The organism is Limosilactobacillus sp. DJ3M12 (assembly GCF_947381695.1).
GTDB lineage: Bacteria > Bacillota > Bacilli > Lactobacillales > Lactobacillaceae > Limosilactobacillus > Limosilactobacillus kinnaridis.
Genome location: NZ_CANCWY010000028.1, coordinates 1 through 16,086 on the forward strand (window position 1 = coordinate 1; position 16,086 = coordinate 16,086).

A 16,086-nucleotide genomic window follows, 5' to 3' on the forward strand; every position below is an offset into this window, starting at 1 on the left:
AAAACGTCTTTACCCGGACGGTGACGGTTGACAAGGTCACGGGGAAAGTGACGAGCACGACGGCGTGGACGCCAACGGATCACACCTTTGGGGCAGAAACGACGCCAGTAGTTAAAGGCTACACGGCTGACAAAGCCACTGCCGGGGCTCAGACGGCCACACCGGACGAACTGAACGTAACGGATACGGTAACGTACCGGCCAAACGGGAAGATCGTGCCGGTGGACCCAGACGGTCACGAGCTACCGGGGGTTGATCAATCAAGTTACCCAACGGATCCAAAGGATCCAACCAAGGTAACGCCGGATCAACCAGCGCCAAATGTACCAGGTTACGTGCCGAGTGAAGAGACAGTCACGCCAAAAGATCCAACGCAGGATACAAAAGTGACCTACGTGAAGAAGGATGCCAACTTTACGGTGCGGTACCTGGATCAAGACAATGGCAACGAACCGATCACGAGCAACAAGGTCGACGGGAAGTACGGCGACAAGGTAACGTACAGTACGGCCGACGAACTGAAAACGTTGAGTGACCAAGGTTACGTCCTGGTTGAAGATCGTTACACCAAGCAAGTTGGTGGTGAACTAGGCGATGGCAACAACGGCAAGACCTACGATGTGATCGTCAAGCATGGAACACAAACAGTCACGCCAGAGGACCCACAAGAACCTGGGACGCCAATCAACCAGAACGACCCCGATGGGCCAAAGTGGCCAACGGAAGTTGGCGACGTCCAACGGACACTAACCCAAACGGTGCATTATCAAGGGGCAGGGGTTGAAACGCCAGCTGATAAAGTTCAGTCAGTAACGTTTGCAAGAAAAATGGTAGTTGATAAAGTTACGGGAGAAGTACGGGCAGATTCGTGGTCGCCGGAAGTATTTGTTTTTAGCAGTGAATCCACACCAAAGATCGCGGGTTATCGTGCGGATCGTGAAGAAGCAGGGGGCAAAATAGTTACGCCACTGGCGCTGAGCTACCGCGAAGTAGTTAGCTACACACCAATGGCAGCCAATACTTCAATAACTCCTAAAGATCCAGCAAATAGGGTGGTTCCGACAGTTCAACCATTAAAGCCGGAAGCACCAGTAGATTCGGCGAATGATAATCCACTGACGTCGGAACTGATTACTCCAGGGGTGTTGAGTACGGATAGCAAAGAAGGTCCAACACGATTCGGAAAGGCTAACGCAGCCACCCCGAAGGAGAACGGTGACACAAAGCAGGTAAAGCCACACCAATTGCCGCAAACGGGGGCAAAGTCAGCAGTCCTGCTTAACTTATTAGGAACATTAACGTTATTAGGCGGTTGGTTCAATCGCCCACGTCGTGAAAATAAACGTTAGTTAAATCATGCTACCAGGCAGATTGAGAGTAAAAGTGCTAGAAACTACGTTGGTGAAAGCGTTGCTTCCTAGCGCTTTTTGTTGTTGCTGTTTAAATTATCGTTTTACTAGTTGCCAGGTTTGGTTGTCATTGGATAAATACGGACGAACGTTTTTAATGGTCCTTGGTTGTGTAACCGATATGCAAGGTTAAAAAGTATCCTTATCGTTAATTTTAATGACGATAAGTCTATTTTTTATATTTTGGCCAGGACAAAAATCGGTTGGTGTCGTATGATAAATAAACCTCTTTTCGGTTAGTTGCCGAAAAGTCAAGCGTAGCAAGGGGTTTAACTAACGGTCGATCAATTTGGCCATGCAAGGACGAAATTGTTCGTTAGATTTAATTTTTATATGAAACAAAAATCATATAATACAAAAATTAAGGAAAAATTTCCGACTTATTATTTTTTTAGTTTAACGGCCGTTGTTTAAGGGTGAAGCGTTTTCGCATCAAGAATGGTTGTCACCTGACAATGCCGATTATTGTTGATTTGACAACCATTGGCGCGTTTAATCACCAGAAAATTAAAAAATCATGAGGTGAAAAAACATCTTATCACCTTTAAATTCATGAAAGGCGCTTTCATGTCACGTGAAAACCGAAAAATATTCTTTTTTGCATAATAATCAGTCTGAAAATGAAATATTCATGAGTAAACTCGAACCGTAAAATTGATAATTCTATTGTGACTACATTTCCGGATGGTCATCAGGAGACGAGATTCACTCCACCACCGGCTTACTTAACTCCTGAACTAGTCCAAGACTTATGCACGGCTTACAATAATGCAATTACCAATAATTCTTTTCCTCCTTTAATATTAGCAGCTGCCTTTATGCTTGATTTTGTTTCTATTCACCCATTTAGAGATGGAAATGGACGGATGTCACGGCTATTAATGTTGTTAGAATTACATCAATTGGGTTTTGAAGTCGGAAAATATATTAGTTTAGAGCGCTTGATTGAAAAAACAAAAGCTGAATATTATCGAACTTTATTAGAAAGTTCAGGAACTGCTTGGAGTAATAATGATAATCATTATGGCCCCTATGTTGATTACTTTTTGAGCATCGTTCTTCAAGCATATCGTGAACTAAATACACGTATTGATTTCACTAATGATACTGAAAAAGATCCAGAATCATTAGTGCTTACTAAGTTACGTAATAGTTTAAAACCTTTATCAAGGCGTGAACTGATGAACTTAATTCCACAGTATGGTGAGAGTACTATTAAGCACGTATTAGCAGAATTACGAAAGAAGAACATAATAAAACTGGTTGGTAGAGGGAGAGCAAGTCGATATACAGTTAATGACTAATCGGTGCAATTTAAAAGTTATCGGTGCAAAATTGGCCGGTTTTGCACCGATAAAATGATTATTGCACTGAAAAATGCACACAACTAGACACACAAAGTCAAAAATAATTGGCTTAATCGTTGATATCTCAATGGTTGGAGCAATTTAACCTCCAAGCTTCTAGTCAGCACTAGATAAGGTCTAATAGCCTGTTATAACGGCATTTTCAGTCGTTATAACAGGCTATTTTACGTTAAAAAACGTTATCGACTTCTCACTTTTTTCTCACGTGAGCGTTTCCCGTGTTGTTTTGATCCACGGAAGATCGCTGTAGTTCAACGTTACCAAGCACTTAGACGATTTTGACGTGTGAAAATTTGAGAAATAGAGGACGAGAAGGTAAATATAGTTACTAATTAGTCGTATTGATAGTACACTTGTATTGTTCAATAACATTTGATAAGGAGCATAATCATCGATTTAAGATCAAGTGTTAGTCATAGCCGAGACTATGTTACTAAATTTTTTGGTTTTCAACGAGTTAAAAAGATATCTTAGTTTCCATCTGCTTTATTCTTAATATTGGCACTATTGGAATCAATACATGGTTTGAATTTCATTGTTCTCCCCACTTCTATCAGTTTAGTTTTAAGTGGTTTATTACTTTTGATGAGACATCATTTGCTTTATAAACTTGTAGACAGGAATTATTCAAACTGAAAGTGCTTTGGTGACCCTATAATTCCTTTATTCAGATTATATTAATAAATGGTATTTTAGGGTATAATAGTAAAGTATGATTCTTGTCAGAGTAAAGCTATTTTTTTTACCTACTTTATAGGTTTAATATGATGTAAGGAGCGTATTGTATTCTGGTCATAAGTACTTTAGTGTTTTAACAAAGCAATTAGTTTGACTGACGTATTAGTCCTCAGGTATAAATACGCGTGATGATCGTGTAATGTTACTTGAGGACTTTTTTATTTCCCGGTTTGTAAAATTAAGTTAGAAAAACAAAAAAGCCATTTGTGATAGACTTTTGAGTATCCCTAATCAAAAGAAAGGCAATCACAAATGACCTACAAACATCTTACCACACGTGAATTAACTCTCATAGCTGAATTTTATCGTCAAGACACTCGAGCTTATCAAGTTGCTAAATCACTAAAGCGTAGTGCTGAAACAATTTATCGAGTTTATCGTTATTTAGATACGGGTAAGACAATCGCGCAGTATTTAAAGCAGTACCAACGGAATAAGCGCCGTTGTGGTCGTAAACCAATGACGTTACCTGATGATGAAGTAAGTTACATTACCAAGCAAGTTAGTCAAGGTTGGACACCAGATACCATTATTGGTCGGTCAGAGAAGAAAATCAGTTGTAGTATGCGGACACTTTATCGCATGTTTGCCCGTGGTCAATATGACTTTGATGTTAAGCAGTTACCAATGAAAGGTAACCGTCATCCAAATGGCTACGTTGAACGACGTGGGAAAGCTGGCCATCTTGGTCGCAGTATTTACCAACGTTACCGCGATTTTCCGCATTACCAACATGAATTTGGTCATTTAGAAGCTGATACAGTTCAAGGGAAAGCTCACCATGGCGCTGTGATGACCCTAGTAGAACGAATCTCAAAAGTTGAGATTGTCTTGAATGTCCATCACAAAACGGTCGAAAGTGTGAACTATTATTTGGATCAGTGGCTATCAAAACAGCCTCGTCATCTTTTTAAGTCCATCACCTTTGACAACGGTAAGGAATTTGCGGGCTGGCGTGAGATTGCCAATAAGCATGATATCCATACATACTTTGCGGAAGTCGGTGCGCCTAATCAGCGAGGGTTAAACGAAAACACCAACGGTATTCTTCGTCGTGATGGTCTGAGTAAAAAGAAAGGCTTCCGTAATTGCTAGGGCTTCTTTTAGTAATGACCAATTACCAACAAGGTTACATTCTGCTTTATAGACATTAAATGTGTATGAAGAAGAACCGTTACCAGTAATACTATCTTCATTAAATAGCATTATTTAGGTTCTATGGTATTTGGTAAGGATAAGATGATTTCTTATCTTTACAAAGACAGTGTTTCTAACCACCCATCATTAAAAAGAACTATAATGGTTGTAAATATAAGAAACGGAGGTCTTAGATAATGAGTAAAGCCGAAGTAATCGACCACTATTTTTATGATGAGGCAGCTTATGATTATCATGATGGTGGTTATGTGCCATTGGAAGAACCACAGGTACCGCAACAGCCATTAAACATTCCTAAAATATTGCAGCCGGATAAGGAAACGGCAACGGACATGTATTACACAATTGTTGCTCAAACAGGCGCGGTCCAGTTGATGCCCGGTGAAAAAACGAAGACCTGGGGATACAATGCGCCGCTGTTAGGTAAGACAGTAGTGTTTAAAAATGGGAAGACCATTCATTTGCACCTGGTTAACCATCTACCTGAATTAACAACTTTTCACTGGCATGGGTTAGCGATTCCCGGTCCGATTGAGGATGGTGGTTGTCATGCCCCTGTCTATCCAGGTGGCAGTCGTGACGTTACCTTTAAGATCAATCAACCAGCCGCTTTTGTTTGGTTACATGCCCACCCGTGTCCAGCAACCGCCGAGCAGGTATGGCAGGGCTTAGCTGCTGGGGCAATTGTCCAAGATGAACATGAGCAGAGCCTTCCGTTACCACGAACTTACGGGGTTGACGATATTCCAGTTATTTTACAAGACCGTCGTTTTCATGAAAATAACCAGTGGAACTACCGGAAGGACTATGATCCCGATGGTGTCGCCGGACCAACACCGATGATTAACGGTACGATTAATCCGTACTTTGATGTTACGACCCAGAAAGTTCGTTTGCGGTTCTTGGATGGTGCTAACCGCCGCGAATTCCGGTTACACTTTAGTGATGATCTTGAATTTACTCAGATTGCTGGTGACCTAAGCCTGTTACCACATCCGGTTAGAATGACGAAGCTCTTGATTACCTGTGCAGAGCGGCAAGAAATTATTGTCGACTTTGGCAAGTACAAGCCGGGGGATGTTGTGACGCTTTACTCTGATGATGTTCCTCTTCTCCGGTTCCGAATTCATGAATTTAAGCCTGATAATACCACGATTCCAGCCACCCTATTTGAAGTGCCAGATCCAGCTGTTGATCCAGACCTTCCAGTTCACCATGTTACCCTTGACGGAATGGATGAAGCGGTTGCGATGAACGGTAAGAAATTCCAGATGGATCGGATTGACTATCAGATGCCGATGGGGAAGGTTCAACTGTGGGATATCTGTAATACAAACCCGGCTCCCGGAATGATTCACCCATACCATATGCATGGAACCGCATTTAAAGTTGTTTCGCGGAATGGCCATGCACCATACCCTAATGAACTAGGGCTGAAGGATACGGTTGCAGTTAATCCTGGTGCACATGTTGTGATTAAGGTGTGGTTCCATGTTTCGGGCGTCTTTATGTATCATTGTCATATCCTTGAGCATGAGGATGGCGGCATGATGGCCCAACTTCAAGTGATCGATCCAGCAAATCCCAACAAGAAGTATCATTTAATGAATCACATGACGATCATGAAGGCTTTTGCTGAAGAACGTCATGTGCCGATGGATCAACTGTGGCTTGGCGGAATGGAATCCTACAAGAAAATGGGAATGGAAATGTAGCCGAAGTTTTGTAAAGAGTTGTAAAATTATATTGGTAGCTATGAATGCCACTCGTCGGAATGCGGGTGGTATTTTTGTTTTTCTACGAATAGTCAAGTATATTAAGGTGTTTCTTTGAGTTTAATTTAAGAAAAGAATTATTTTGGCAGTTAAAGTAACTTATAATAAAGAATTTAGAGTATAACAAAATAAGCTCATGAACTAGACTTATTTTTCATGGGTTGTAGAATGATAGTAAGAATCAATCCTAAATTATGCTTTAGCTATTTGATAATTATAAGATTGATTGTATTTCACAAGATGATAAATCGTTCTGAGAAGGCGATGTATCGCTGCAATGGCAATTTTCTTAGTTCCATGCTGAGAAGATTGCCTTTTCCTTTTTAAAGTAAACAATTAACTGCTTAAACCAATGATCAATCGTTGACAGATGAAAAAATGGTGAGTATTATTTGAGTATAAATTAAAATTTGATTAGATGAAGAGGGTGGCAATAATGATTACCAAAATTAATAATATGAATAATCATGTGATGGCAAGATATCAAATGTAGAATAGGATGAATAAAAGGATGGTGCGTTAGATTGTTTAAGAAGATTTTAATTGCTAACCGTGGTGAAATTGCCACCAGGATTACCCGTGCTTGTCATGAACTGGGAATCAAAGCGGTGGCAGTTTATGCTAAAGAAGATGAGTATAGTGCTCATCGTTTTGCTGCTGATGAAGCTTATCTGATTGGGAAAAATGAACAACCTATTGACGCCTACCTTGATATTGATGAAATTATTCGAGTAGCAAAGGCTGCTGGTGCTGAAGCCGTTCATCCCGGATATGGTTTCTTAGCTGAAAATGCTGATTTGGCTCAGGCGTGCGTTGATAATGGCCTTAAATTTATTGGTCCTAAGCCAGAGCATCTCCGTATGTTTGGTGATAAGCTCGTTGCTAGGCAAGTAGCGATGAAGGCGGGCTTACAGCCGATTCCTGGTTTGACGGGTAATGTCACTAGTCTTGCACAAGTTAAAACCTTTGCTCATCAGTACGGTTATCCAATTATGATTAAAGCTGCTAACGGTGGTGGTGGCCGGGGCATGCGGATTGTTGAAAACGACCAACAGCTAGCTGCCGAATTTGACCAAGCAAAAGACGAGGCTTTAAAGTCATTTGGGTCGGATGAAATGTATGTTGAAAAAGATATTCAACACCCCAAGCATATTGAAGTGCAGGTTTTGGCAGATGAACATGGTAACGTGATGCACTTATTTGAACGGGACTGTTCCGTTCAGCGTCGTCACCAAAAGGTTGTTGAATTTGCGCCTAGTGTAGTGTTAACACCAGAACGACGGACAGAGGTTTGTAATTTAGCCCTTAAATTAATGAAGAGCGTCCACTACCAAAACGCTGCGACAATTGAATTTTTAGCGACGCCTGAGCAGTTTTACTTTATTGAAGTTAATCCACGGGTTCAGGTTGAACATACGGTAACTGAATTAATTACTGGGGTTGACATTGTTAAAGCCCAGATTCGGATTGCTGCAGGGGAGGATCTTCATCAAGATATTGGATTGCCTCACCAAGCAGACTTGCATTTTCATGGTGCAGCTATTCAGTGTCGAGTAACGACCGAAGATCCTGAAAATAATTTTATGCCAGATACTGGTCGGGTATTGACCTACCATGCTCCCGGTGGTACTGGAGTGCGGCTTGATGGCAATGTTTACTCCGGGTATGTTGTAACTCCATACTTCGATTCCCTATTAGTTAAATGTTGTACTAAGGGGGATGACTTTGCAGAAGCACGGGTTAAGATGCTTCGAGCTCTACATGAGTTTCGGCTACGTGGTGTCAAAACGAATATTCCCTTTATGGTTAACGTGTTACGTCATCCCACTTTTGTTGCCGGAAATTGTTCAACAACCTTTATCGATGAACATCCGGAATTATTCTGCTTTGATCATCAACCAGATACGCCAATACAATTATTAAGGTATATTAGCAATGTCACCGTGAATGGCTTTGCTGGGGTAACTAAGCAGAAGCACTTAAACTCGGCAGAATTGGCGCAGCCACGATACAGCCAATTACAACCCACTTCGGCGACGGCTGGCAAGACGGTTAAGGATATCTTAGATGAGCAGGGAGCCACGGCCGCAATGGACTACGTAAAAAAGCAGTCCCAGGTATTATTAACTGATACTACAATGCGGGATGCCCACCAAAGTTTGTTTGCTACTCGAATGCGAACACACGATATGCTGCCAGCAATGAAGATTTATGATCAGGCAATGCCAAACCTCTTTTCAGTGGAGAGTTGGGGTGGGGCCACTTTTGATGTTTGTTATCGATTCCTAGGCGAAGATCCTTGGGTCCGGCTACGGTTACTTAAAAAGTATATGCCACATACTCTCCAACAGATGTTGCTGCGAGCATCTAATGCAGTGGGTTACCAGAATTATCCTGATAATGTTTTGAAACGTTTTATTGACCATAGTGCTAAGGTGGGAGTCGATGTTTTCCGAATTTTTGATTCCCTCAATTGGATTGAACAGATGCAGCGAAGTATTGAATATGTACGAGAAACTGGGAAAATTGCTGAAGGAACAATGTGTTTTACCGGCGATTTTCTAAGCTCTACCGAGCATAAGTATACGTTGGATTACTATATGCAATTGGCCCAATCGTTAATTGATGCTGGTGCACAAATGATTGGCATCAAAGATATGGCAGGGTTGTTAAAACCGCAGGCAGCCTACGAATTGGTTGGTCATTTAAAAGCTAAGTTTGATGTGCCTATTCACCTTCACACTCATGACACGACCGGAAATGGGGTAGCAACTTACGTGGCAGCAACCAAGGCTGGCGTGGACGTGGTAGATGTTGCAATGGCGGCGATGGCTGGGACAACTAGTCAACCTAGTATGGGAACCTTTTACTATGCGCTCGAAGGTGACCAGCGACAGCCCGTTTTGAATATGCATAATGTCGAAGTGCTGAACCAATACTGGGCAGGTGTTCGTCCGCTTTACCATGACTTTAGCAACGGGATTAATGCTCCACAGCCAGACCTGTACCGCACTGAAATGCCTGGTGGGCAGTACTCTAATTTAAAACAGCAAGCCCAATCGTTAGGAATTAAAGATTTTGGTCAGGTTAAGGCGAAGTACCGGGAAGTTAATCAACTCCTTGGTGACATTATTAAGGTAACTCCAAGTTCGAAAGTTGTCGGTGATCTGGCAATCTTTATGATCCAAAATCATCTGGATAAGAAAAATATTTTTACTAAGGGTCGACACATTGACTTTCCTGAATCAGTGGTTAACTTCTTTGCGGGGGATCTCGGGCAGCCTTATGGTGGCTTCCCTAAGAAATTACAGCAGGTCGTCTTAAAAGATCACCCAGCGATTACGGTTCGGCCAGGGAGTTTAGCTAAGCCAGCTGATTTTAAAGCAATTAAGCAGGAACTGACTAACAAGATTAAACACACCCCCAATGAAGATGATTTACAGGGATATTTAATGTATCCGAAGGTGTTTATTGACTACTTTAAGAATTATCAGCAGTATGGTGAGGTAATGGACCTAGATACTACGACTTATTTCCAGGGAATGCGGCCGGGAGAAGTTAAACACATTCAGTATGGTCAAGGGCAAGAGATGATTCTCAAATTAGACTTTATTTCAACCCCAAATCAAGATGGTAAGCGGACATTATTTTTTGAACTTAATGGCCGAAGTTTGCAATTAATGGTTAGGGATAATAGCTTAAAAGAAACAGTGAAAGCAACGCCGCAGGCAGCAGCGGATGATCCCGGTCAGTTAGGGATGCCACTGAATGGGACTGTGGTTAAAGTTAACGTACAAGTTGGTGACCAGGTTAAGGCTGGAGATATCCTCGTGGTAACCGAAGCAATGAAAATGGAATCGGCTGTCAAAGCACCATTTACGGGTAAAGTAGCAAAAATTTACGCTAGCGTTGGTAATCATTTAAAGAGCCAGGATTTATTGTTAACTTTAACTAAGTAATACAAAAGGAAAAACTATGCATAAATTTACTAAACTTAATGCGCGAGGGATCGCGACTTATAATTACTCGCTGCTATCATCAACCAATGAGTGGGCAAAGCACCGGTTGATGACGGGGGCAACAGCGCCATTTTTAGTAACCGCCCGTCAGCAGACTGCCGGCCATGGTAAATTTACCCGGAAATTTTATTCACCCGCAGGCAGCGGAGCTTATTTTACCCTTGCATTACCTAGTCAATTAGCAATATCAGGGACGCACTTGACCGTGACAGCCGCAGTTGCCGCTTATGAAGTGTTAAGTAGTCATTTTGCCCGACCGTTATCAATTAAGTGGGTAAATGACTTATATTGTAGCGGTCGCAAAGTTACTGGTATTTTGGCAGAGGCGGCCGTTAATAATGAAAATCATGTTTGCGGAACCGTCATCGGTTGGGGCATTAACTTAGCTGCGCCTGCGAAGGTACCAGCTGAATTACGCTCGCAAATTAGCTGGTTGAGTGCGACGCCAGTCAGTGATTGCCAGCGTTTGGCTATTATTGAGGCAATTACCGCTCGTTTTTGGGACCTATTGACTAGTTGTCCTTGGTCACAGGTGTTGCAAGTGTACCGGAACCACCAGTTTCTAGCTGGAAAGCATCTCGTGGTTGATACTGGGCGCACACAAGTAGTTGGCTATTTTGATCACCTAACGGATGATGGTTACTTGAGTCTGCGAACGCCTCAGGGGATGCAAGTGTTTACGGCTGGAACTGTTCGAGAATTACCTGGTTAATCTTGGAAGCGATTAGGCAAGCAGTTAAATAGCATTTATGATTGAATTTAATTATTTTCTAATAATATTTTAATCAAACTATTGATTTTATCATTTAGCGATTATAAGGTATTAACAATCAATCAAAACAAATTAATGGCGTTGATCGAGACCGGTGGATAGTCCTGGCAGCAGAGAGCTGGTGGTTGGTGTGAACCAGTGGAAGGGAAGATTGACCAATCACTCGTGAGTTGTATGTCGAACAGATTTTAAGTAGAACGTACTGGTAGCACCCATTATCGTGCAGCGTATCGCAAGCACTGACTGCTGTACGTGGAGAGAATTCAGCTGTGAAGTTGAATTAAAATTAGGTGGTACCACGATTCAATCGTCCTTTACTCATGATGAGTAGGGGACGATTTTTTACTAGAAAATTTATGACAATGTAAAGGAGAATGTTGAAGATGAAATATGGAATTATTGGCGCTGGTGCTATGGGAATCCGTTATGGAGTAATGATGCAAGAAAATGCTGGAATTGAGGTTGATTATATTGAAACTTGGGAATCCAATCTTGCCAAGATTAAAGAGCAGGGTGGTGTTTTAGTTGCCCGGGATCATCAAAATCGTCACCTAGTTCCGGTTAATATTTATCGGCCAGAAGAATACCATGGCCATCCTGATGTTTGGATTATTTTCAAGAAGCAAATGCAACTAGCAGATGAATTGGAACGAGACAGCCGGGCGGGGCTCTTCCATCCTGATCAGTATGTTTTTTCTGCCATGAATGGAATGAGGCATTTAAAAAATTGCGCAGTATTTCCCAATTGACCATATTATCTGTGGCACGGCAATGATTGCTACCAGAATAGATGCTCCTAGGAATGTTGATTTTATGGGTGCTGAAAAGTCGGAGCAAATGCATCTAGCTCGTTATAATAATGAAAAGCCTAACGAAGTCGTGCAAAATATTTTTAATGATTTTAAGCAGGATCAGCTTGGCCCAGTTCTAGCGCCAGAGTGGAAGGGGATGTGTATGTCAAAGGTTGTTTTTAATGCGGTATGCAACACCCTGTGCACGATGTTTGAGATTCAAATGGGCCAGTTTATCGCTTACGATGGTGTGCGGGAGATGGCGCGCCAACTATTTGACGAGGCCTTTGATGCCTGTGAACGGGCGGGAATCTATTTGATTGAGTCGTGTCAGGAAGAAACTGATTCAGTAATTTCGATTTCGCAAGCTTACAAGTACCATTATCCTTCAATGTACCAAGACTTTAGCAAGGGGCGACCAACAGAAGTCGATTATATTAATGGCTATATTGCTAAATTAGGTCGGGCGCATGACTATATCTGTAAAACCCATGAATTTGTGGTTCATGAAGTTCATTTGGCCGAAACGATGCGCCAGTTCAAATAATTGTTTTAATCTACATTTAATAATCTCATTGACTTTTAACTTAAAAAGGATATTATTTAAATTAAACTCAATTAAGAAAAGGGATCGTTTATATGCGTTTTAATTTATTTCGCAAGGAAAGTCTGGATCGATACCTTAAGGCCGATCGCCATTTTGTTAAGACAATGAACGCTTGGGACCTAATGGCCATGGGAATTGGTGCTGTAATTGGAACAGGAATTTTTATTCTCCCTGGAACGGTTGCCGCACAAGATGCTGGTCCGGGAGTAACTATTTCGTTTTTATTTGCAGCCATTGTTTGTGGCTTAGCCGCAATGTGTTATACAGAGTTCTCTTCTGCACTTCCAGTAGCGGGTAGTGCTTACTCGTATGGAAATATTGTTTTTGGCGAATTTCTGGGTTGGATTCTAGGCTGGGCGTTAGTGTTGGAATATATGCTTGCGGTGGCTTCAGTTTCAACTGGGTGGGCAGCTTATTTTAATTCTTTTATTGCTAGTTTAGGAATCAAGCTGCCATCAGCACTCGCGGGTCCATTCAATCCTCACGCCGGTAGCTATATTAATATTGTTGCAGTTGTAATTGTGCTACTGATTACTTGGATGCTCTCTCGCGGAGTAAGGTCTTCAACGCGTATCAACGATACTGCGGTGGTAATTAAGCTAGCAATCATTTTAGCCTTTATCTTAGTTGGGCTTTTCTTTATCAAACCAGCTAACTACCATCCGTTCTTACCATATCATCTTAGCGGAACTTTCCGTGGGGCAACCGTGGTTTTCTTTGCCTTTCTAGGATTTGATGCTGTTTCAAGTTCGGCTGCTGAGGTTAAGGAACCACGAAAAAATATGCCGGTTGGAATTATTGGGACCCTCTTAGTTGCAACTGTTCTTTATATGGGGATCTCAATTATTTTAACGGGAATGGTTAAATACACTAAGTTGGATGTTGCCAACCCAGTCGCCTTTGCGTTACAAATGGTTCATCAGACTTGGTTAGCGGGACTCTTATCGTTGGGAGCCTTGATTGGCATGTTTACGATGATGGTCACCACAATTTACTCCAGTTCGCGGCTGCTATATTCGATTGGTCGGGATGGGTTGCTACCCGGTTTCTTATCACAAGTTGATCCGAAGAAACACGTTCCACAGAAGGCCCTTTGGATTGTGGGCATTATCGTTGCTATTTTAGGAGGGCTGGTTTCCCTTGACCAATTGACGAGCTTGGTTAATATTGGAACTTTACTGGCCTTTACCCTGGTATCGTTTGGTATTATCCCGCTTCGTCACCGAAAAGATATTGGTAATAAAGGTGGGTTTCAGGTGCCATTTTATCCCGTTTTACCTATTGTATCTGGCGTCGCTTGTTTAGCAATGATGGTGATGTTATCAAAGGAAACGTGGATTGGCGCTGGTATTTGGTTTTTAATTGGCATTGTTTTGTACTTTAGCTACGGCTATCGACATAGTAAAATTAGCCATGCCGAATAGCATTAAATAATTTAGCCGTCGATTAGCTTAGAGTGATTTTGTAACTCTGAACCAATCGGCGGCTATTTTTGAAATATATTAAAGACCAAGGTACCGATCCTTGATCATTTCAGCTTTTTTAGCGTGGTCTTCAGGATAAATAAAACTGTAATCAATTCCCAGTTTGGCTAATTCATCGAGAATTGACCGCTTGTATTGAGCAGGGATGATGTATTTTTCTTTTTCATCCGGCTTTTCTGGATTATAAAGGCTCAAAATATCGATGGCTAATTGGGCTTGTCGTTCAACCTCGGCGTAATCGACCTCGACAGCTTGATCATATTCATCACCGATAAAAGGCACAAAGAGGAACAGGCCTTGTTGGTTTTCCATCCGGCGACTCATTCGCTTGACGGTTACAATCTTGGGAACAATCAATTCCAAGGGATTTAACTTGTTTTCAAAACTCGGGATATCACGTTTAGCTTCTTCAAACAAGCGCAAAAATGGTAGCGAATGCAGGTCATGCTTAAAGCGGGCAAAATAATTACCGTCTTCATTCTCAAAGTAGTTCAGGTAATCATTGCTCCACAGTCGGTGCTGGTGGGCAACGTAGCGATCATCTAATTGATAGAAGTTTTTAATTGTTTGGAAAAAAGCACTTTTATCGGCCATTGACTGCCGAGCTAATGAAGATTCAAGTTGCATTTCGTTGCTAAAGGCATTCTTCTTAAAGTAATTATGGTTAGTCAAGCCGCTTTTAAACTTATATTCGGCAATCAGATTATGCCAGCCGCGTTCATCGAGCATTTTTGCTAGTTTTTCGCGATTAGGCCGATCTTTGTAGACGTACACCTCGCCATTACCCTGACCACCCTTGACCGCAAAGAATAAGGCAATGAGGGGGTTACTGCTGACATCTAATAACCGCGTCGGCAAATGATAGTGCTCCATTAAGGCCATTCGTTCAAAATTAGTTCGACATTTTTCAAACAATTGGGGGTCAGCCATCAGAAAGTCGTTAAACATATTATCCTCATTGTCGAGCAGCTTTCGGCTCCGAAAGACTGATGGCAAAGTATTAGAAAAGGCATCGTCTTGACCCCGAAAATAATAATTTTGCTTTTTATCATTAATTAATTTTTCAATCTCTTCAATATAAGTAGACACCGTTTGAATGTTATGAATCATTACACTTCCGCCCCTTCTAAATATCCGCTAATCACAATTGCTAAAAGTTTAAGCTCTTTTGACAGAGTAATTACCTTTAAGCATAGTCAATTTACGGCAGAATTAACAGGGCAGTTTAATGCCATACTGTCCCTAAGTGCTTAAGCATAAATAATTGGGGGGAAAAGCGATATAATTAACTTATCCTAAATTTCAAGAATAAGTTAGCCACTGGACTCAAATAAATAATACTGACCAATTGATTATTGGTTGGTGGAGCTGTGATATCTCTTGGTAGAAGGCCTTACGATAGATGTCCATTGACGAATGTCCATTAAATATAGCTCGTGGATAGTGATTCATCCAATCATTAGTCGCTATGATCTGAGCACTACTATAGTTATTTATAGCTTCACCTTTGGTAATCTCCTTGCGGAGAAACCGGTTATTGATCTCATTGGATCCACGTTCCCAAGGGGAATACGGATCAGCATAGAAAACATGATCGTGAACTTGTGTTAACTCACTAAATTCTGAACCGTTGTCAGAGGTTATTGTCTTAAAGATGCGATAGTAAGCATCTGTGCCCATTTTCTGGCGTAAATTTATAAAGAACTGATTTACTGCATGCGCAGTTTTACCAGCAATTTTACTCGTGATATTAACTCGTGAAAGGCGATCAGTCATTACTAGTACAACACTGTCATTACCGTTTTTCTGTCCCTGAACTGTATCCAGTTCCCAATGGCCAATTTCGGACCGTTGGTCCGCAGTTTGAGGTCGTTGAGCAATATTAGGCCCTAAGCACCTTTTAGCTTGCGGATGAGTTCGATGATGCTTACGTTTAGGTTTTTCAAAGAGGTCTAAATTGGACGTA

At 41.6% G+C, this 16,086-nt stretch carries 8 protein-coding genes, 2 pseudogenes and 1 other annotated feature; of the genes and pseudogenes, 8 read left to right on the forward strand and 2 right to left on the reverse strand.

Annotated elements, in window-relative coordinates; translation table 11 throughout:
• From QOS06_RS09785 to QOS06_RS09820, 8 genes and pseudogenes are all read left to right on the forward strand, one after another.
• Positions 1–1,349, forward strand: a 1,349-nt coding sequence (locus QOS06_RS09785) for a mucin-binding protein (RefSeq protein WP_283595956.1), incomplete at its 5' end; no start/stop codon positions are given.
• A 728-nt stretch (positions 1,350–2,077) separates the two neighbouring features.
• Positions 2,078–2,713, forward strand: a complete 636-nt coding sequence (locus QOS06_RS09790; RefSeq protein ID WP_283595957.1) for a Fic family protein — start codon at positions 2,078–2,080, stop codon at positions 2,711–2,713.
• Positions 2,714–3,766: 1,053 nt separating this feature from the next.
• Positions 3,767–4,603, forward strand: a pseudogene (locus QOS06_RS09795) (IS30 family transposase); the annotation flags it as partial.
• 245 nt (positions 4,604–4,848) lie between these two features.
• Positions 4,849–6,387, forward strand: coding sequence for a multicopper oxidase family protein (locus QOS06_RS09800; protein ID WP_085681076.1), 1,539 nt, complete (start codon positions 4,849–4,851; stop codon positions 6,385–6,387).
• A 584-nt stretch (positions 6,388–6,971) separates the two neighbouring features.
• A complete protein-coding gene (locus QOS06_RS09805; protein ID WP_152720614.1) occupies positions 6,972–10,406 on the forward strand; it encodes a pyruvate carboxylase in 3,435 nt (1,144 codons plus the stop codon).
• Between the two features lie 16 nt (positions 10,407–10,422).
• Entirely contained in the window at positions 10,423–11,178 is a 756-nt protein-coding gene (locus QOS06_RS09810; protein WP_283595961.1) for a biotin--[acetyl-CoA-carboxylase] ligase, read from the forward strand.
• A gap of 132 nt (positions 11,179–11,310) precedes the next feature.
• Positions 11,311–11,556, forward strand: a binding site (T-box leader).
• A 65-nt stretch (positions 11,557–11,621) separates the two neighbouring features.
• A pseudogene (locus QOS06_RS09815) lies at positions 11,622–12,576 on the forward strand (ketopantoate reductase family protein).
• Positions 12,577–12,668: 92 nt separating this feature from the next.
• Positions 12,669–14,060 (forward strand): APC family permease, encoded by a 1,392-nt coding sequence (locus QOS06_RS09820; RefSeq protein ID WP_283595962.1) that lies wholly within the window; start codon positions 12,669–12,671, stop codon positions 14,058–14,060.
• Between the two features lie 78 nt (positions 14,061–14,138).
• Here QOS06_RS09820 and QOS06_RS09825 read toward each other — a convergent pair whose 3' ends face one another.
• Together QOS06_RS09825 and QOS06_RS09830 are read right to left on the reverse strand one after the other, a co-directional pair.
• Positions 14,139–15,230 (reverse strand): FRG domain-containing protein, encoded by a 1,092-nt coding sequence (locus QOS06_RS09825; RefSeq protein WP_273774238.1) that lies wholly within the window; start codon positions 15,228–15,230, stop codon positions 14,139–14,141.
• 216 nt (positions 15,231–15,446) lie between these two features.
• A partial coding sequence (locus QOS06_RS09830; RefSeq protein WP_283595964.1) for an IS30 family transposase occupies positions 15,447–16,086 on the reverse strand: 640 nt, incomplete at its 5' end.